At 70.9% G+C, this 19,711-nt stretch carries 11 protein-coding genes; 5 read left to right on the forward strand and 6 right to left on the reverse strand.

Features of this window, described 5'->3' with window-relative positions; genetic code table 11:
* Positions 1-312 precede the first annotated feature (312 nt).
* Positions 313-1,161 carry an SAM-dependent methyltransferase gene (locus OG329_RS02530; protein WP_405792359.1) on the forward strand — a complete coding sequence of 283 codons (849 nt, stop codon included), beginning with the start codon at positions 313-315 and terminating at the stop codon, positions 1,159-1,161.
* Positions 1,162-1,194: 33 nt separating this feature from the next.
* Here the strand turns inward: OG329_RS02530 and OG329_RS02535 are convergent, their stop codons facing one another.
* Both OG329_RS02535 and OG329_RS02540 read right to left on the reverse strand, forming a co-directional pair.
* A complete protein-coding gene (locus OG329_RS02535) occupies positions 1,195-1,992 on the reverse strand; it encodes an SAM-dependent methyltransferase (protein ID WP_405792361.1) in 798 nt (265 codons plus the stop codon).
* Between the two features lie 233 nt (positions 1,993-2,225).
* Positions 2,226-2,681 (reverse strand): iron chaperone, encoded by a 456-nt coding sequence (locus OG329_RS02540; RefSeq protein ID WP_405792363.1) that lies wholly within the window; start codon positions 2,679-2,681, stop codon positions 2,226-2,228.
* 180 nt (positions 2,682-2,861) lie between these two features.
* Here OG329_RS02540 and OG329_RS02545 point away from each other — a divergent pair, with 180 nt between their 5' ends.
* The 3 genes from OG329_RS02545 (at position 2,862) to argB (ending at position 4,747) form a co-directional block, all read left to right on the forward strand.
* Entirely contained in the window at positions 2,862-3,305 is a 444-nt protein-coding gene (locus OG329_RS02545) for a helix-turn-helix transcriptional regulator (RefSeq protein ID WP_405792365.1), read from the forward strand.
* A 10-nt stretch (positions 3,306-3,315) separates the two neighbouring features.
* The gene (locus OG329_RS02550) at positions 3,316-3,726 is read left to right on the forward strand and encodes a VOC family protein (RefSeq protein ID WP_405792367.1); all 411 of its coding nucleotides are present in this window, start codon (positions 3,316-3,318) and stop codon (positions 3,724-3,726) included.
* Between the two features lie 109 nt (positions 3,727-3,835).
* Positions 3,836-4,747 (forward strand): acetylglutamate kinase, encoded by a 912-nt coding sequence (gene argB / locus OG329_RS02555; RefSeq protein ID WP_405792369.1) that lies wholly within the window; start codon positions 3,836-3,838, stop codon positions 4,745-4,747.
* A gap of 45 nt (positions 4,748-4,792) precedes the next feature.
* Here argB and OG329_RS02560 read toward each other — a convergent pair whose 3' ends face one another.
* A complete protein-coding gene (locus tag OG329_RS02560; protein WP_405792371.1) occupies positions 4,793-5,338 on the reverse strand; it encodes a GNAT family N-acetyltransferase in 546 nt (181 codons plus the stop codon).
* A gap of 111 nt (positions 5,339-5,449) precedes the next feature.
* Positions 5,450-5,662, reverse strand: a complete 213-nt coding sequence (locus OG329_RS02565; protein ID WP_405792373.1) for an MbtH family protein — start codon at positions 5,660-5,662, stop codon at positions 5,450-5,452.
* 110 nt (positions 5,663-5,772) lie between these two features.
* On the opposite strand from OG329_RS02565, the gene OG329_RS02570 reads away from it, so the two are divergent.
* Positions 5,773-6,912 carry an alpha/beta hydrolase-fold protein gene (locus OG329_RS02570; protein ID WP_405792375.1) on the forward strand — a complete coding sequence of 380 codons (1,140 nt, stop codon included), beginning with the start codon at positions 5,773-5,775 and terminating at the stop codon, positions 6,910-6,912.
* A 34-nt stretch (positions 6,913-6,946) separates the two neighbouring features.
* Here OG329_RS02570 and OG329_RS02575 read toward each other — a convergent pair whose 3' ends face one another.
* A complete protein-coding gene (locus OG329_RS02575) occupies positions 6,947-8,569 on the reverse strand; it encodes an ABC transporter ATP-binding protein (RefSeq protein ID WP_405801619.1) in 1,623 nt (540 codons plus the stop codon).
* A 64-nt stretch (positions 8,570-8,633) separates the two neighbouring features.
* Entirely contained in the window at positions 8,634-19,703 is an 11,070-nt protein-coding gene (locus OG329_RS02580) for an amino acid adenylation domain-containing protein (protein ID WP_405792377.1), read from the reverse strand.
* Between the last annotated feature and the right edge of the window lie 8 nt (positions 19,704-19,711).

The raw sequence follows: 19,711 nt of genomic DNA on the forward strand, positions 1-19,711 counted from the left end.
CCGGTGGAGCGAGTCGGTGGAGACGTGTTGTGTCTCTCGACAGCCAACCGGATGAAGGGGCTTCCTGTGCAACCCTTCGCCCAACTTTCTTCGCCGACAGTAATAGTATGACTACTTAGGCGTTCGGGTGGCGGCTTCGGCAACACGTTCCCCGTTCGTCCGAACAGCCCGCCACGGGCCTTGGCGGAACGGCCTGCGCTCCCACGGTTGTCCCGTGCGGGCGGCGGGAAGTGAACCGCTGTGGCGGAGGGGACGCGCCGGTTGGCGCGTACCCGGCCCGGCAGGATATCGAAGAACCCTTGGGGGCGCGGCATGGCGGACAACAGCACGGTAGACACCAGCCCGGTGGACAGCAGCCCGGTGGATCTGAAGCTGGATCAGGCGCATTCAGCTCGCATGTACGACTATTACCTCGGCGGTACGACGAACTTCCCCGCCGACCGGGAAGCGGCCGGCAAGGCCCTCGCCGCATTCCCCGCCGCCCTGAGCGCCGCGCGCATCAACCGGCGCTTCATGCGGCGCGCCACGCGGTTCCTCGCCCAGGAGGGCATGACCCAGTTCTTCGACATCGGCACGGGCATCCCCACGTCCCCCAACCTCCATGAGGTCGCCCAGGAGATCACCCCCGCGGCGCGCGTGGTCTACACCGACAACGACCCGATCGTCCTCGCGCACGCACGGGCTCTGCTGCACAGCCACGCCGACGGGCACACCTCCTACGCGCAGGCGGACGTCAAGGACCCGGCCGCGCTCCTGGCAACACCGGGGATCGCGGGCGTACTTGACTTCGATCGGCCCATCGCGCTGAGTCTCAACGCGCTGCTGCACTTCGTCACCGACGAGAGTTACGACGGCGGCGCCCAGGGCATCGTGGACCACCTCAAGGCGGCACTGCCCGCGGGCAGCACCCTCGCCATCACCCACTTCACGCCCGACTTCGACCCCGTGGGAGTCGCCGGCCTCATCAACGCCTACCGCGCCGCCGGTACTTCCGTCGCGGCACGCACCCAGGCCGAGATAGCCCGCCTCTTCGACGGCTGGGAACTCCTCGACCCCGGCGTCGTCCCCACCCAGCGCTGGCGCCCCACGCTCGACGGCGACACGGAGAACGTCACGGACGCGGAAGCCGGCTGCTACGCGGGCATCGCCCGCAAACCCTGAACCCTGACCCTCGAACCCCGGCCTGAGACCCACTCACCCGGACTTGCGTGCCACGCCGCCGAAGAAGCCGATCTGCGCGGATTCCGCCGGCGGCGGGGCGTCCGGGCGCCAGAACGGGACTTGGGCCAGGCCGGGTTCGATCAGTTCGAAGCCGTCGAAGAACCGCTCGACCCTGGCTCGGGACCGCAGATTCAGGGTGGCCGTGGCCCTGTTGTAAATGGCCTGGGCCTCGCTGCGGTCGGCGAAGTCACCCGTGGCGTGCGAGAGGACCAGGAAGCTGCCGTCCGGCAGCGCGTCGCGCAGGTCGGCGACGATCCGCTCCGGCTCCTCCGCGTCGGTGATGAAGTGGAGGATCGCGACGAGGAGCAGGGCGACGGGCTGGTCGAAATCGATGACCCGGCGGACATCGGGGTGGTCCACGATGGCCCGCGGGTCGCGCAGATCGGCGAGCACGATGCTGGTCTCGGCGGAGCGGTTGAGCAGCGCGTTGGCGTGCGCGTTCACGATCGGGTCGTTGTCGACGTACGCGATGCGCACGTCCGGCGCCACTTCCTGGGCGGTCTCGTGCACGTTCGGCGAGGTGGGCAGACCGGTGCCGACGTCGAGGATCTGCCGGACGCCGGTGCCGACCACGTACCGTACGGCGCGCTGGAGGAAGGCGCGGTTGGCTCGTACGCCGATCCGCACCTCGGGCGCCGCGGCGGCCAGTTCGTCGCCGGCCGCCTGGTCGACCTCGTAGTTGTCCTTGCCGTCGAGCAGATAGTCGTAGATCCGCGCGGGGTGCGGCCTGCTGGTGTCGATCCCCTCGGCACGGAAGCCGTTCTGTCCCACAATGCGCTCCTCTCGACAACCGCGCCCGGATTCCCCGCCCGCGAACGAATGCCGACAGTTTCCCACATCGGCACGATCACCAACTCGGCTGCCGCCGACCGTAGTTCGTCACCGGGCGGGCACGCGGGGCAAGGCGGTGGCGAGTGGGGGCCCCGCCTGCGGCGATCCGGCGACGGTCGCCGCCGCCGGCGCGGCACGAGGCCGCCCCGCCGGCGACGTACACCCGCGTGGTGTCAGGTCACGGCCTGCTTGACGAGGGTCGTGATCCTGGCTTCGGCCTCGTCGCTCAGCTCGGTCACGGCGAAGGACGTGGGCCACAGGCCACTGTCGTCGTCAAGGTTCGCCCCGGTGGTGAAGCCGAAGGTCGAGTAACGCTCCTTGTCGACGTGCCCGCTGCGGAAGAAGCACACGACCTTTCCGTCCCTGGCGTAGGCCGGCTGTCCGTACCACAGCTTCGGCGACAGCTCCGGGGCATGGGCGACGACGATGGCGTGGAGTCGTTCGGCCACCGCGCGGTCCGGTGCCTCCATCTTCGCGATCTTCGCCAGCACGTCGAGTTCCGCGGCTGCCGCCTTGTTCTTACCACGACCGCTCGCCTCCTTCTTCAGCTCCGCCGCGCGCCCCTTCATGGCGGCGCGTTCCTGCTCGGAGAAGCCGCCCGTGCCCGTCTCGCCGGTGTTCGCGCTCATCGCTGTCACTCTCCTGGTCGTAATCGGTTCGTCGTGATCACTCGGCCGTGATCGGTCGCTCGTGATCGGTTCGTCGTGATCGTTCTGATCGCGATCGGTGAAGCGCTTCCGACGCTAGCCGTGCCGGGCGACCTGCCGCTTCTTGATTCGTGACCGGTGCGACGTGGCACGATGACGCACATGGGACCCGACCGTGCGGAGGCGCAGCGCTTGCGCGACATCGTCGCGATACGTCGTGTCCGCGACCGGATCGACCGGGAGTACGCCGAGCCGCTGAACCTCCAGGCACTGGCCCGTGGGGCGAACATGTCGGTCGGACATCTGAGCCGGGAGTTCCGCCGTGTCTACGGCGAGTCCCCGTACTCGTATCTGATGACCCGGCGCATCGAACGGGCGATGACCCTGCTGCGCCGGGGAGACCTCAGCGTCACCGAGGTCTGTTTCGCGGTGGGCTCCTCGTCGCTGGGCACGTTCAGCACAAGGTTCACCGAGCTGGTCGGCGTACCGCCGAGCGTCTACCGCCGCGACCACTCCCGTGCCGGGGCGGGGATCCCGCCGTGTCTGGCCAAACAGGTGACCAGACCGGTCAGGAATCAAGAAGCCCGCGCTCCTGGGGACGCCTAGCGTGATGCGCATGAACATCACCATTCACTACGCGTTCCTCCCGCACACCGACCCCGAAGCGGCTCTGGGCTTCTACCGCGACATCCTGGGCTTCGAGGTCCGTGAGGACGCCGGCTACGAAGACATGCGCTGGATCACCGTCGGGCCGGTCGGCCAGCCCGGTACCTCCATCGTGCTGCACCCGCCGGCCACCGATCCGGGCGTCACCGACGACGAGCGCCGTACCATCCTGGAACTCATCGCCAAGGGCGCCTACACCGCCATCACGCTGGGCACCGACGACCTCGACGGGCTGTTCGAACGGCTCCAGGCGGCGGGTGCCGATGTCGTCCAGGAACCCATCGACCAGGACTACGGAGTGCGCGACTGCGCCTTCCGCGATCCCGCCGGCAACCTCATCCGCGTCAACCAGCTCACCTGACGGCGACCGCCCCGGACGGCACACCAGCTCCTATTTAGGTTAGGCTTCGCTAAGTTGCCTCTGGCGGTACGGCCCCCAGGGGGTGCGTGCGTCAACAGGGGGGAACCAGATGCGCTTGCGGGCGGACATGAGCCCGGTCGGTACGGAGCGCGCGGCGGACACGGGTCCGTCCACCGAATCTGTTCTCCGGTCGGACGGACTCCGGGGCGGCGCCGTCGTCGTCAAGTTCGGCGGCAACGCCATGGTGGACGAAAGCCTGCGACGGACGTTCGCCCAGGATGTCGTGGAGCTGTGGCACGCGGGCCTGCGCCCGGTCGTCGTGCACGGGGGCGGGCCGCAGATCAGCTCCATGCTCGACCGCCTCGGACTTCAGACCCGGTTCGAGGCGGGGCTGCGGGTGACCACGCCGGAGACCATGGACGTGGTGCGCATGGTGCTGACGGGCCGGGTCCAGCGGGAGTTGGTCGGCCACATCAACGCGCACGGGCCCTTCGCCGTGGGCATGACGGGCGAGGACGCGCACACGATGACGGCCGAGCGACGCCCGGCCTGGGTGGACAGCCGGCCGGTGGACATCGGCCTCGTGGGCGACATCGTGGACGTGAACCCGGGCATGGTGCGTACGCTCCTGGAACAGGGCCATATCCCGGTGGTCTCCCCCGTGGCGCGCGGTGCGGACGGGCAGGTCTACAACGTCAACGCCGATCTCGCGGCGTCGGCCCTGGCCGTGGCCCTCGGCGCCGAGCGGCTGGTGATACTCACCGATGTGGCGGGGCTGTACGCGAACTGGCCGCACAGCACCGAGGTGATCGAGCACTTGACGGCCGACGCGCTGGACGGGCTGCTGCCGGGGCTGGCGAGCGGGATGCTGCCGAAGATGGAGGGCTGTCTGCGGGCCGTACGCGGTGGAGTGCGCCGGGCGCAGGTGCTCGACGGGCGCGTGCCGCACGCGGTGCTGCGAGGCGTCCTCGACGAGACAGCCCCCGGCACCACCGTCGTTCCCGACAAAAGCGCCTCCTGACCGCTGAACGAGCAGGTGGGGCCGGGGAGTTGGCCGTCGCGGCGGTCACAGGGCCTTGGCGAGGATCCGTGCGTCGCGCCGCGGATCCAGGGACTCCGCCCAGGACCGGGGCGCCTGACGCGCGGTCGTGGGCGTGAACCCGTACCGGAGGAACAGCCCGCCACCGCCGGTCGTCGCGGTGAACAGCGCACCGAGCGACTGGGCACGCGCCACGGTCAGCACGGCGCGCAGGAGCGCGGCACCCACGCCGTGTCCCTGCCGGTGCCCGGCCACGCAGAAGTTGTACAGAACACCTGCGGGCCTGCGGCACTCCCCCGGTCCGGCCGGGTGTACGCGCAGCCCCACGCAGCCCTCGAGCCGGCCTCCGGGGCCCTGCGTCACGAGGAAGTCGGCCGCGTGCGCGACGTACAGGTCGGCGGGCCGCTCCCGCAACGCCCCTGAGTGCGCGAAGGGTTGGGACAGCTCGGCGAGTGCGGCGGCGTCCGCCGCGCGGGCGGGGCGTACGGGGTGGAGCGACGCGCGGAGCGCGTGCGGTGCGTGCGGTGCATGCGGCAGCGGGAGTTGGGCGGGGCGGGGGGTAGCCGTGGTCAAGGCTTTCCTTCCTCGGTTCCACGTTCGGAGAACGGCTTGTCGCCATGTCACTCCGACGAGCAAACGAAGTAAGGGTAGCCTTACCTTAATTGTGAGTCCAGCGCGGGGGGGTCAGCCGTCCGTGGACACCGCGAGAGATCGGGGGCGCAGATCGGTCCAGCGGGCTTCGACGAAGTCCAGGCACGCGTCGCGGGTGTTCTCCTCCAGGACGACCGCCCACCCTCCGGGCACCTCGGCGAAGGACGGCCAGAGCGAGTGCTGCCCCTCGTCGTTCTCCAGGACCAGGAAACGGCCTTCGGGATTGTCGAACGGATTGGTGCTCATGTGTCAGTTCCTCCTCGGGTCCACACAAAAGGCGAGATTCATATTAGGTTAGGCTCGCCTAATCAAGGGGGAGCCTAACGTCTCCCTTTCCCTCTCACAAGGAGACGTTCATGCGCCTCGCGGCCGACGAGGAGAGCGCCTTCGCCGCGTTCGGACTGCCCGGCGAACCCGGCAGCGACGCGTTCTGGGCGGGTGCGCGCACACCCGTGTCGCTGCCGGCCGAGGGCGGCGGCTGGCGGACCTTGTTCCTGTGGCGCGGGTCCGCGGCGAGCGTCGGCTTCGAGAGCTGGTCGGAGCCCGTTCCCCTGCGCCGGTGGCGTGACACGGACTGCTGGTACGCCGAGGTGCCCATGCCCGCGCGGCTGCGGGTGACGTACCAACTCCTCGCGGGAGACGCGGCGTACGCCGACCCGTTCAATCCGGTGGGCGCCGGCGCCGACCGCTCCGTCGCCGCGACCCCCGACATCCCGGCGCAGCCGCACTGGCCGGCGATCGGCGGCACCGATGCCGTCCTGCCCCTCCCCCGCACCCGGCTCCGGTGGAACAGCGAACGGCTCGGCGGACAGGTCGGTGGACGGGTCGGTGGACGGGTCGGTGGACGCCGCACCGTACGCGTTCATCCGGCGGGCGGTGGCGGGCCGGTGGTGCTGCTGCTCGACGGGGACGACTGGCTGTATCTGCACCCGGCCATGACCGCGTTCGACTCGGCCGTCGCCGCCGGTGAGATGCCACCCGTCACCCTCGTCTTCCTGCCGGCCAAGGACAGGGAGGCCGAGTTCGGGTGCCGGCCCGAGCTGTGGGAGGCGGTACGGGACGAACTGCTGCCGCTGGTCGCGGAGTCCGGCGTGCGTGCCGACCTGGACCGACTGGTGGTCGCCGGGCAGAGCCTCGGCGGGCTGAGCGCGGTGTACGCGGCGCTGGAGTTCCCGGATCTGGTCTCGCGCGTCGCCTGCCAGTCGGGGTCGTTCTGGTGGACGCCTGACGCCCTGGGGCTGGCGGACCCCTTGGGCGGGCCGGTCGGCGGATCGGTCGCCGCGCGGCTGCGGGCCCACAGGTCCGAACTGTCTGGGCTGCGCCTCGCGTTCGACGTGGGCGAACACGAGACGCGGATGCTGCCCCACTGCGAGCTGACCGAGACCCTGGCCGAACAGGCCGGTGCGACCGTACGCGTCTCGCGGTCGCCGTCCGACCATGACCGGGTGGGATGGCGGCACGCTCTGCTCAGGGATGTGGCCTGGGCGCTCGGCTGAGCCGTTCAGCGGGCCGCCCCTCCCCGCTACCCGGTCACCTCGCCACCGCCAGGCAGTAAGTCTCGTCCCTGGCAAGGAGGTTGCGGTGGGTGTCCTCGGCGGTGATGACGCCGTCGTCCAGCACGAGGACGCGGTCGGCGGCGTCCAGCAGGGCCGGGCTGCTGGTGAGCACGATCGTGGTACGGCCCCGGCGCAGCTTCGCGACGTTGCGCGCGATGAGCTGTTCGGTGACCGCGTCGACGGCCGTCGTCGGGTCGTGCAGCACCAGGACGTCGCTGTCGGTGGCCAACGCGCGTGCCAGGGACAGCCGTTGGCGCTGCCCCCCGGAGAGATTCGCGCCACGGTCACGCACCCCGTAGTCCAGTCCGTCGCGGTGGAGCGCGACGACATCGGTCAGCATGGACGCCTCGACGGCCTCGGGGATCATCCGGCCGGTGCCCGACGGGTCGATGTTCGTGCGCAGCGTGCCCGCGAAGATCTCCGCGTCGTACGGGTTCACCAGCATGTGCTCGCGGACCGCCTCGACCGACAGGTCCGTGATCGGCTGCCCGCTGACCCGTACCGTGCCCTCGTAGGTGTCCGGCGGGACGTTGACGGCCAGGATCGACGCGAGGTCGGCCGCCGCGCGCGGCTGGTAGACGGCGATCGCCACGAACTCGCCCGCCGGTACGTGGAACTTCAACTGCCGCAGGGTTCCGTACCGTACGCAGTCGATCTCCAGGTCTCCGCCGGGGGCCGGGCGCCGCGCCCCCGGGGTCGTCACCGGCGGCGCCGACAGGACGAGCGCCATCCGCTCGGCCGACGCGCGCGCCATCATCACGTACTTCGGCATTTCCGAGAACAGCTTGAGCGGTTCGATGATGAACTGCGCGAGGCCCACGGCCATGACGAGTTCGCCGATCGTGATCTCACCGCCGAAGGCCAGCCAGCCGGCCGTCAGGGTCACCGCGGCGGCGAGCACCGCGTTCAGGGCCAGTGCGGTGCCCGCGTACACACCGTTCACCTTGGCGACGGTGATCGACTGGCGCCTGGCGTCCGAGCTGACCTTCCGGTAGGAGAGGAACGCCGCGTGGTTGCCGCCGAAGCCGTGCAGCGGGCGCAGTCCGCTGATCAGGTCGGCGACCTTCGCGCCCGCCCGCGCCACGCGGGCCTGCTGTTCACGGGTGCTGGCGCCGATCTGTCTTGACATCACGGCCAGGATCGACAGGATCGCGACGGTTCCCGCGATCACCAGCAGGCCGAGCCGGATGTCGGCCAGGCCCAGCGCGACCGCCGCGACGAGGACCGCGACCAGCGAGCTGATCAGCAGCGGCACCACCTCGATGATGTCGGCGGTCTGGTCGGCGTCCTCGGTGGCGATGGTCAGCACCTCGCCGGACTTCAGATCGACGTCCCTGGCCACCGGCTGGAGTCCGCATTCCGCCACCCGCACCCGCCAGCGGTGCGCCTCGGTCGTGTTGGCCTTCTGGAGCGTGCGCATCCCGAACCGCCAGGACAGCGACACGGTCGTGATGATCACGGCCAGCGCGGCGATCGACAGGCCGAGAGCGCCCAGGCTCCGGTCCCGCAGGGCGTGTTCGACGATCAGACCGAGCGCGATGGGGAAGGCGGTCTCCCCCGCCTGGTACAGGCCCATGAGGACGGTGCCCCTGGTCATGGCACCGACGTTACGGCGCAGGGCGGTGCGCAGGATGTCGGCGCCGGGGCGGGGCCGCCGGGTGTCAGGAGTTGTCTTCACGATGTTCAAGATGGCGGGCAATCGCTTCCGGGGTTCGCAGGGTCAGCAGATCACGGATCGTGACCACAGGTCCGTACTCGCGGCGGAGCAGCCCGATCAGCCGCACCGCCAGCATGGAGTGCCCGCCGAGGGACACGAAGTCGCTCTCCGCGCTCACCTCGTCGTCGTCCAGGTCCAGCGCCTCGGCGAAGAACTCGCACACCACGATCTCGGTCTCGGTCCGCGGTCCGCGCTCGCCCGCCGTGGTCAGCGCGCCGAGCGGCCTGGCCTCGGGCAGCGCCTTGGTGTCAGCCTTCCCGTTCACCGTCAGCGGGATGCCGTCGACCTGGGCGTAGTGCGTCGGCCGCATAAAGTCCGGCAGTCCGGCGCCCACTTGGGCGGCGACCGCCGCCAGGTCGGCGCCGTCCAGCACGAGATACGCGGCCAGCCGGTACGCGCCGTCGACCCGCGGGTCGGGCTGGGCGACCGCGGCGGCGAAGCGCACCGCCGGGTGCGCCGCGAACGCGGCCTCGACCTCGCCCAGTTCGACGCGGTGACCCCGGATCTTGACCTGCTGGTCGGTGCGGCCCAGATAGGTCAGATTCCCGTCGGGCCGCCGGAGCACCAGGTCCCCGGTGCGGTACATGCGCTCGCCGGGTGCGCCGAACGGGCAGGCGACGAAGCGGTGCGCGGTCTGCGCGCTCTGGCCGAGATAGCCGCGCGCGATGCCGATGCCCGATACGTACAGCTCACCTGGGACCCCGTCCGGCAGGGGCCGCAGCCATGGGTCCAGCACGTACACGTCGGTGTTGTCGATCGCCACGCCCACCACCGGGTCCTGGCATTCGAAGGTGCCGACGCCAAGGGTGTTGATGGTGTACTCGGTGGGTCCGTACAGGTTGTAGCCGACCGTCCCCTCGGTCTCGGCGAGCCGCTGCCACAGCGTGGGGGTGACGGCCTCGCCGCCCAACAGCACCAGCGCGGGCCGCCGTTCAGGGTTGTCGAGCAGCCCTTCTGCCACCAACTGCTGCGCGTAGGTGGGCGTCACGTTGATGACGTCGATCCCGTGCTCCAGGCAGTACTCCACCAACCGGGGGGCGTCACGGCGTAGTTCCTCGTCGCAGATGTGCACCTCGTGGCCGTCGGCGAGCCACAGCAGCTCCTCCCACGACATGTCGAAGGCGAACGACACGGTGTGCGCGATCCGGAAGACCCGGTGGTCGTGCTCGGCGAGGACCGGCTCGAAGATTCTGCGCTGATGGTTGATCAGCATGTTGGTCAGGCCCGCGTATTCGGTCACCACGCCCTTGGGCCTGCCGGTCGAACCGGAGGTGTAGATCGTGTACGCGGGGTGCCGCAGCCGGTCCGGGTCGTCCGGCGCGAACGTCGTGAACGGCGTCAACGGCGCTGCCTCGGGAAGGGGTTGGTCCAGCTCGATCAGCTCGCCGGTCAGCCGGGGGGACACGGCGCTCACGGTGAGGGTGACGTCCGGGCGGGCGTCCGCGACGATTGTGGCGATCCGCTCGTCCGGGTGGTCCAACTCCAGTGGCACATACGCGGCGCCGACGCGCAGCACGGCGAACAGCGCCACGATCGAGTCGAGCGAACGCGGGATCGCGAGAGCCACGGTCCTCTCGGGGCCGATGCCCCGCCGGTCGAGCACACCCGCCAACACCCGGCTACGGTCGCGGAGTTGGGCGAAAGTCATGGTGGCACCGTCGGCGACGAGCGCGACCCGCCGCGGATGACTGTCCGCCGCCCGGTCGAACCGGTCGACCACCGTGTCCGTGCCGACGTCCGTACGCTCGGCCGGCTCGGGCTCCGGACCCAGCCCGCGCAGCGCGCCGACCTGCCCCGCCGACCTGGCCAGGTCGGCGAGCACCCGCAGATAGTCGTTGAGGAGACGGCGGGCGTTCTCGGGGTCGCCGTCGCGGTGCTCCAGCTTGACCGTGAGCCGGTCGCCCGGCGTGACGACCCAGGTGAACGGGTAGTGCGTGGAGTCGTCGGCCTTCACCGAGGTGATGCCGTGCCTGGCGTTCATCTCGGCGAACGCGTCCATGTCCAGGAAGTTCTGGAGCACGAACAGATTGTCGAACAGGGTGTCGTGCCCGCCGGCCCGCTGGATCTCGCCGAGCCCCAGGTGCTCGTGCTCCATCGCCTCGACCCTGGCCGCCTGTACGGCGGACAGATACGCGCCGACCGTGTCGTCCGGCCGGGCCCGCGTCCACATGGGCACGGTGTTGAGGAGGACGCCGACGACGTCGGACAGTCCTTCGCCCTCGCGTCCGGAGACGGTCACGCCGAACACCGCGTCACCGCGGCCCGTGTGCGCGCCGAGCAGGAGACCGAACGCGCCGGTCAGCACCGAGTTCAGTGTGACGCCGTGTGTCTTGGCCGCTTCCCGCAGCCGTTGCGACAGCTCGGCGGACACGGTGTGCGTCAGGGCGCGCGGCAGGTCGTCCGAGAAGGACGGCGCCGGTCCGGCGAGCAGCGTCGGGCCCGTGAGGCCGGCCAGATGCTCCGCCCAGAAGCGTTCCGATACGGCGGGGTCCTTGGCGGCAAGCGTCCGGGCGTACTCCTCGAAGCTCGGCGTGGCCGGGACGACGGCCGGGGCCGGGGACGTGTTCAGTGGCTCGCGCGCGAGGGCGGCCTCGTACGCGTCGAACAGGTCCCGCAGCAGGATCTCCCGGGACCAGCCGTCCCACAGCAGCAGGTGGTAGCTGAGCAGCAGACCGTCCCGGTCGTCCGGCAGCCGTACCACGGTCAACCGGATCAGCGGCGGCTCGGCCGGGTCGAATCCGGTGTCGCGGTCCTCGGTGCGCAGGGCCTCGATCTCCGCTTCCGTCGACAGACGCACGGTGCGGACGTCGACCCGCCGGCCCGCCTTGAGGCTCTGGACCGGGTTCCCGTCGTCGTCGGTGGTGAAGCCGGCGCCCACGACCGGGTGGCGCGCGATCACGTACGCCATGGCCTCGGCCAGCGCGTCGGTGTCCAGTCGCCGGTCGAAGGTGAAGTAGCTCTGCGCGACATAGTGTCCGGCCGAGCCCGCCAACTGGGCCTGGAAGAACAGTCCGCGCTGGAGGGGTGTGACGGGAGCCGTACGTTCGGCGGTCGCGGCGGCGTCCGCGATGTGCTCCAGCGCGCGCCGCCAATGCCCGGTTATCTCGTCGGGGACGCCCTCGGCGAGGGTGAACGCCGCGTGCAGGGCGCCGGTCGCGTCATCGGTCCAGGCGTTGACCTCGACGGCGTACGGGCTGGGCTGATCGCCACCGGTGAGAGGCAGCGCCCGCGACTCGCCGCCCCGGCCGAGGTAGTTGAAAAGCACCTGCGGGCGGCGGCCGTTCAGCAGTGGAGCCGACTGCGGGTTGAGATACCGGAGTTGACCGTAGGCGACGTGGCCGCACTCGTCCGGCTGGCGTTCGGCGACCTCGCGGGCGGCGGCGACCGGGTCGGTGTGCGCCGTGAGCCGTACCGGCGCGATGGAGGTGAACCAGCCGACCGTACGGCTGTAGTCGTGGTGGTCGAGGGCGGGGACCCGGCCGTGCCGCTCGAGCTCGATCGCGAGGTCGGTGGGCACGGGCTGACTGTGTGTCAGCGCTATGCGCAGGGCGCCGCACAGCAGCTCGGTGAGACCCACGCCGAGGGCGGCGGGCGCGGCCCGCGTCAGCCGGTCGCTCACGTCGGAGGGGAGGACGACGGTGGTCTCGCGTAGCTCCTCGACCGCGGGCAGCAGTTCCGGCGCCTGGAGGGTGCTGATCCAGTGCCCGAGGTCGTCGACCACCTGGGTGGACCGGGACGCCAGCGCCTCGGCGTACTCGGCGTAGGAGGTGGTCGGCGGCGGCAGGGCCGTGCCGCTCATGGCGGCGGTCAGGTCGTCCAGGAGGACCAGCCAGGAGACGGAGTCGACGGCGGTGTGGTGCACGGTCACGACCAGGGTCCGGCTCGCCTCCAGCCAGGAGAACGCGATGACCTCCCCGGACTCGGGATCGAGCCGTCGGGCGGCCTCGTTCGCGGCGGTCGTCGCGTCTGTCCCGTCCCCACGGACAACGGTGACTTCGCGGGCGGGGGCGGTACGCAGCGCCCATACGCCGTGCTCGACGCGCAACCGCAGCCGCAGGAGCGGGTGCGCGGCCACGACGGCGTTCGCGGCGCGCCGCACGTCGGCGAAGCCGGCGCCCTCGGGCGCCACCAGCGCCCTGGCCTGGGCGAACCGGACGAGCGAGCCGCCCAGTTCACGCTGGCGCAGGAGGATCGGCGTCGGTGTCAGCGGGCCGTCCTCGCGGCGGGCGGGTGCGGGTGCCTCGGCCGCCCGCGGTGCGCGCGAGGCGAGGTGTGCGGCGAGCGCGTGCGGTGTCCTGAACAGGAATACGTCGCGGGGCGCGATCGGCAGGCCGAGCGCCCTGGCCCGGTTGATCACGGTGATGGCGACGATGCTGTCGCCCCCGGCCATGAAGAAGTCGGTGTCGGCGTCCACCGTGCCGGCGCCGGGCAGCGTCTCGGCGAAGATGCCGACCAGCGTGGCGAGCGCGGAATCACTCGCGGCACTCGCGGCCACCGGGGTGTCGTCCTGTGCGGCACGGTCGGTCAGGGCCTTGCGGTCCAGCTTGCCGTTGACCGTCAGCGGCAGGGCGTCGACCGGCAGCACCCGGTCCGGCACCATGTGCGCGGGCAGCTTCGCGGACAGCGGGCCGGTGAAGTCGCGGGGCACCCGGCCGACGATGTGCGCGACGAGATGGTCGCCGCCGGCGGCCACGGTGACGGCTACGTCGACCACCCCGTCGAGTTCCCTGACGGCGGACTCCACTTCGCCCAACTCGATGCGGAAACCCTTGAGTTGTACCTGATCGTCGGCGCGTCCGGTGAACTCCAGTTCACCGTCGAGCGTACGGCGGGCGAGGTCGCCCGTGTGGTACATCCGGGAGCCGTCGTCCGCGAACGGGTTCGCCACGAACCGGCCGGCGGTGAGCCCCGGCCTGCCCAGATAGCCGAGTGACACCTGGTCGCCCGCGACATAGATCGCGCCGACCCGGCCCGGCGGCACCGGGCGAAGCCGGTCGTCCAGCAGATAGGTGACCAGTCCGGGAATCGGACCGCCGATCGGACTGACGTCGGAGCCGGAATCGGGGCCGCCGGAATCGCCGGAATCGCCGAAGTCGTCGTCGGTCAGCACCCGGTGGGTGACATGGACGGTGGTCTCGGTGATGCCGTACATGTTGACCAGCTCGGGCGTACGGGTGCCGTGCCGCTCGACCCAGCCGCGCAGCCGCCCGAGGTCCAGTGCCTCGCCTCCGAAGATGATCCGGCGCAGTGCCGTGACGGGTCGGCCGGCATGCCGGTCGGCCTCGATGAACTGGTAGAAAGCCGACGGGGTCTGGTTGAGGACGGTCACCCCGCGCTCGCGGACCAGTCGGTGGAAGTCGACAGGGGAGCGCGTCAGCCCGTACTCCGGCACCAGCAGCTCACCGCCGTGCGCCAGCGCGCCCCACAGCTCCCAGACCGCGAAGTCGAAGGAGAAGGAGTGGAACTGCACCCAGACGTCCTGCGGTCCGAAGTCCATGCCGGGCCGGGTGTTCGCGAGCAGAGACACCACGGCGGCGTGCGGGACGACAACTCCCTTGGGCCGACCGGTCGATCCGGACGTGTAGATCACATACGCGGGGTCGCGCCAGTCGGTCCGGGGCACCGGCTCGCGGGTCTGCGAGGTGTCGAGCGGCGGTTCCTCCCCCAGTACGAGTACGCGGGCGGGGACGCCCGCTCGGGACAGCAACCCGGTGAAGCGCTCGCGCTGTTCACGGTCCACGAGTACGACCTGCGGAGCGGCGTCGGCGAGGATGTACTCCAGCCGTTCGTCCGGGTACGCCATGTCGAGCGGTACGTACGCGCCGCCCGCCGTCACGATCGCGACCAGGGCGACGACCTGCTCCACAGAGCGCGGGACGGCGACCGCGACCCGCTTGCCCGGCCGGACACCGGCCGCACGCAGCGCCAGCGCCAACTCGTCCTTCGCGTCGGCGAGTTCGCCGTAGGTCAGGGACCTCGTAGCGCCGTCGAGAGCGCACTGGGTGACGGCGGTCGCGGATGGATCGCGGCTCGCGGCGGTGTCGAACAGTCCGCCGAGGGTCGTCGGGACGATCCGCGCGGGAGCCCGCCCCGTCTCGGGTGCCAGCTCGGCGACCGGTGTGTCCGGGCGGGTGAGCAGCCCGGTGAGGGTCCGGGTGAACGTACGCAGGACCGCCTGGGCGCTCGTCTCCCGCAGCAGTTCACCGTCGTAGATCAGGTTGAAGCGCGGACGCCCGTCGACCGTGCGCTCCACGACGAGTGTCAACGGGTAGTGCGGGGCACCCTCGTTGACGATGTCGGCGATGCCCAGTCCGCCGCCGGGCCCCCGTAGCCCTGCCACGTCCGTGGCGACGTCGAACACCACCAGGGTGTCGAACAGGGTCCCGACGCCCGCCTGCCGGCCGATCCCCGCCAGCGAGACATGCTGGTGCGGCAGTACCGCGCTCTGGTGTTCCCGGACGGCGGCGAGCAGGTCGCGGGCCGTGGTGCCGCCTGCCCAGCGGGCGCGCACGGGAATCGTGTTGATGAACAGTCCGACCATGTCCCCGATGCCGGGCACTTCCGCGTCACGCCCGGACACCGTGGAGCCGAACACGACGTCGCTGCCGCGCAGGATGCCGCCCAGCGTCAGCGCCCAGGCGCTGTGGACGGCCACGCTCAGCGGTACGCCGGCCGACCGGACGGCCGCGTCGATGTCGTCCTGCGGCTCCACGGCCGTGTCGGCGAACCGGTCGGACGGGGTGTGGCCCTCGGCGACCAGTGAGGGGCCGGGCAGCTCGGCGAGTTCGGCGCGCCAGACGCGGTCGCTCTCGTCGTCGTCGCGTCCGGCGAGCCAGCTCAGATAGTCGGAGAAGCCGCCGAGCGGGTACACGCTGCCCGGCGCGTCGTACTCGGCCAGCAGTGCGCGCAGGGTCGGGGGCACCGACCAGCCGTCGGCGATGATGTGGTGCACGGTCTGCACCAGGACGTTCCGGCCGGCGCCGGCTCGGATGAGCGTGAAGCGCATCAGCGGTCCGGTGGCCAGGTCGAACCCGGCGCGGCGGTCCCGCTCGGCGTGTTCACGGATCTCGTCGTCGGTGATGCCGGGGCGGTCCAGTGTGGTGAACGGCGCTCGCACACCGTTCTCCTGGACGCAGACCACTCGGCCGTCGGCGAGTGCGGTGAACCGGGCGGCCAGGTTCGGGAACAGCGTGAGCAGTCGGGTGGCCGCCGCCGCGAGGCGGTCGGCGTCCACTTCACCCCCTGCCACGCCGTCCAGCGTGATGAGTTGCTGCTCGACATAGCTGCCTGCCGAGTCGTCGTCGAAGACCGAGTGGAAGTACAGGCCCTCCTGCAACGGGGTCAACGGCAGGATGTCGCGCAGCGCCGGACCGTCCAGGCTGTCCACATCGGCCTGGGTCAGCGGCACCAGGGGGAAGTCACTGGGTGAGTGGCCACCGTAACCGCCGTGACCGCCGTGACCGCCGTGACCGCCGTGACCGAGCGCGGCCAGAGCCGCCAGCCCGGCCAGCGCGTCCCGGAAGTAGTCGCCGAGCGTCGCGACGTCCTCGTCGGTGAACATCCCCTCGGGCCAGGAGACGGTGGTGACCAGCTCGTACTCACCGGTGGAGGCGGCGGGTTCGGCGATCGCGTTGAACTCCAGGGCACGCGGCAGACGCATCCTCGGGTCGCGCCTTTCGCCCAACTGCCCGGTCGTACCGGCGAGTTGCCAGTCCCCGGACGCTCCCGCGTCGAAACGGCCCAGGTAGTTGAACAGCACCTGCGGTGCGGGCGCGTCGAATTCGGAGTGGGTGAGGTAGCGCAGGGCGCCGTACGACACGCCGTTGTCCGGTACGCGGGCGAGGTCTTCCTTGACCGCCTTGAGCGCGGCGGCCAGATACTCGGGCGCGGTGAGGTCGGCCGCCGCGCCGGGGTCCACCGTCACCGGGAACAGGGTGGTGAACCAGCCCACGGTGCGCGACAGTTCCGGCTCGAAGCCCGCGCTCCCCGCCACGAACCGGCCCTCTCGGCCATGGCCTTCGAGTTCGATATGCGCGTACGTCTGGTCCTGCCCGAGATCGCGGCGCCACCGGGCGAGAGTGACGGCGAGGGCGGTCAGCAGCACGTCGTTGACGCCCGCGTGGAACTTCGCCGGGATCTCGCCCAGCAGCGCGGCCGTCACCTCGGGTCCGACCGCCACGGTGCGCGTGCGCTCGCGCGCGACGGTGTCGCTCTCGGCCGGCGCGCGCCTGCCCACCGGACCGTCCGGTCCCGGCAGTTGACGCCGGAAGTAGGCACTGTCCGCGTCGAACGCGGCGCGCTCCAGCAACTGTGTCCAGCGCCGGAACGAGGTGCCCACCGAGGGCAGCTCCACCGGCACGCCCGAGGTGAACTGCCGCCAGGCCGTGGCCAGATCCTCCATCAGGATCCGCCAGGACACCCCGTCGACCACCACATGGTGGACGGCCACGACCAGTTGCCGTGCCTCGCGGCGCCAGACCGCGCGCAGCATCACGCCGCTGTCGGGGTCGAGGGCGGCGGTGGCGAGCGCGACGCACTCCTCCAGCGCCTCGCTGCTCTCCTGCCACCCCACGGCTGACTGTTCCTGCGGGATGTCGAAGCTCCAGCGGTCGCCGCGTACCAGCCTGGCACGCAGCATGTCGTGGCGCCCGACCACGGCGGCAAGGATCTGGTCGAGGGCGTCGGCGGTCAGCGCCGCCGGGGTGTTCAGCACCACGGACTGTACGAAGCCGTCGATCGCGTCCGTGGTCTCGCCGAGCCACTGCACGACGGGCGACCCGACGACGGAACCGGTCGGAACGTCGCGGTGGTCCACGGTGGTGACGTCTTCGCGGCTCGCCACCGCCGCCAGTGCCCGTACGTTGCTGTGCGTGAAAATCTGCCGCGCCGTGACGTACAGGCCCGCCTCGCGCAGCGCGCTCAGCAGCGAGATCGCCAGAATGCTGTCTCCGCCGAGCTGGAAGAAGTCCTGGTTGACCCCGACCTCGTCCAGTCGCAGCAGCGTCGCGACGGCCCTCGACACCACGCGCTCGTCGTCGGTGGCGGGCGGGAGGATCGCGCCCGCCCCGATGACGGGCTCCGGCAGCGCGGCCCGGTCGAGCTTGCCGTTCGCGGTGAGCGGGAACTCCTTCATGACGACGGTGTGCGCGGGCACCATGTACTCGACCATGTGCCGGGCGGCCCACGCCTTGACGTCGTCGGCCCGCAGCTCCTCGTTCCCGGCGGCCGGGATGACGTACCCCACCAGGTAGGTGCCACCCGCCGCGTTCTTCTTCGCGACGACGCAGGTGTGCCGTACGCCGGGGTGTTCCGCGAGACCGGCCTCGACGTCCTCGATCTCCAGCCGCATGCCGCGGATCTTGATCTGGTTGTCGGCCCGGCCGAGGAAGTCCAGCGACCCGTCCGGGGCGAAGCGCGCGAGGTCGCCGGTGCGGTACAGCCGGGACCCGTCGTCGGCGAACGGGTTCGCCACGAACCGGGACGCCGTCAGGCCGGGCGCGTTGACGTATCCGCGTCCCAGGAGGAAGCCGCCCGCGTACAGTTCGCCGCCGACCCCGACCGGGACCGGGCGCAGTTCGTCGTCCAGTACGTACAACTGGGTGTTGGGGTTGGCCTTGCCGATCGACGTCGAAAGGCGCTCCGCCGCACCCCGGTAGATGACGTGCGAGACACCGATGGTCGTCTCGGCGGGGCCGTAGCCGTGGTAGAGGGGGATGTCGAGGCGCGTACGGAACCGCTCGTACAGCTCCGGGGTCAGCACCTCACCGCCGCACCACACGTGCCGCAGGCTGTCGAGCCGCCCGCTGTCGCCCGCCATCTCCAGCAGGACGTCCAGCATGGACGAGACCAGATAGGTGAAGGTCACGCGCTGCTCGGCGATCACGCTCAGCAGATGGTGCGGGTCACGCTCACCGCCGGGGCGCAGGACCACGAGTCGGCCGCCGGAGACCAGGGGCAGGAAGATCTCGTTGATGGAGATGTCGAAGGAGAGCGGCGCCTTGAACAGTGAGGCGTCGTCGTGGCCGAAGCCCAGGATCTCGTTGACCTGCCACAGCAGGCGCTCGCTGATCGCTTCGTGCCGGATCATCGCGCCCTTGGGCCGGCCGGTGGAGCCGGACGTGAAGATCACATAGGCGAGGGCGGCGCCGGGGGTGGATATCCCGGTGCCCTCGGCGGGGTAGGAGCCGAACCGCCAGTCGTCCAAGTCGACCGGCTCCGCCTGCGGTTCACCCGGACCGGGCTCGCCGGTGGCGTTGAGTTGCAGTACGGCCCGGGCGTCCTCGACCACGACGGCCCGGCGCGCGGCGGGCCACTGCGGATCGAGCGGTACGAACGCGCAGCCGGCCTGGAGCACGGCGAGCAGCCCGATCACCATTTCGGCGGAGCGGCCCAGCGAGATGCCGACGACCTGTTCGGCGGTGAGACCGCGTTCGATCAGTCGATGGGCCAACTGACTGGAAAGTTCGGCCGCTTGACGGTATGTCAGGGACCGCTGATCGTCCACGACGGCGACGGCGTCCGGCCTCGTACGCGCCTGCTCGAGGAACATCTCCACGACGGTCGGGCGGATCCCCCGGTCGGCCGTGGTGTCGTTCCACTCGGCCAGGGCCTTGAGCCGCGCCGCCGCGCCGGAGGGTGTGATGGTGCCGAGGGGGCGGTCGGGGAAGTCGGCGAGGTCGTCCAGCGCGAGCTGCGCGTCGGCGGTCGCGACACCTTCGGGGACGGCGATGCTCCAGTCTCCCGCTCCGCCCGAGCCCACCGCGTCGGCCGCCCAACCACCGGGCCCCGCACCGCCGTTGTCGACCCAGCCGAGGACATCGCCGAACAGGGTGCCGGGCGCGAGGTCGATGCCGTCCGGGCTCTGTCCGGTCGCCCAGTACGACAGCCCGACGGCGCACGCTTCGGCGATGGTCCGGTCACCGTGGTCGTTGTTCCCGGTCCGCCGGCGCACATCGGCCAGTCGCGCGGCGGAGAGCAGTACGAGACGAGCGCTCGTTTCCCTCGTCGAAGACATCGAAGACA

Origin of the sequence: Streptomyces sp. NBC_01506, assembly GCF_045040295.1 — a bacterium.
In the GTDB taxonomy this organism is placed as follows: domain Bacteria; phylum Actinomycetota; class Actinomycetes; order Streptomycetales; family Streptomycetaceae; genus Streptomyces.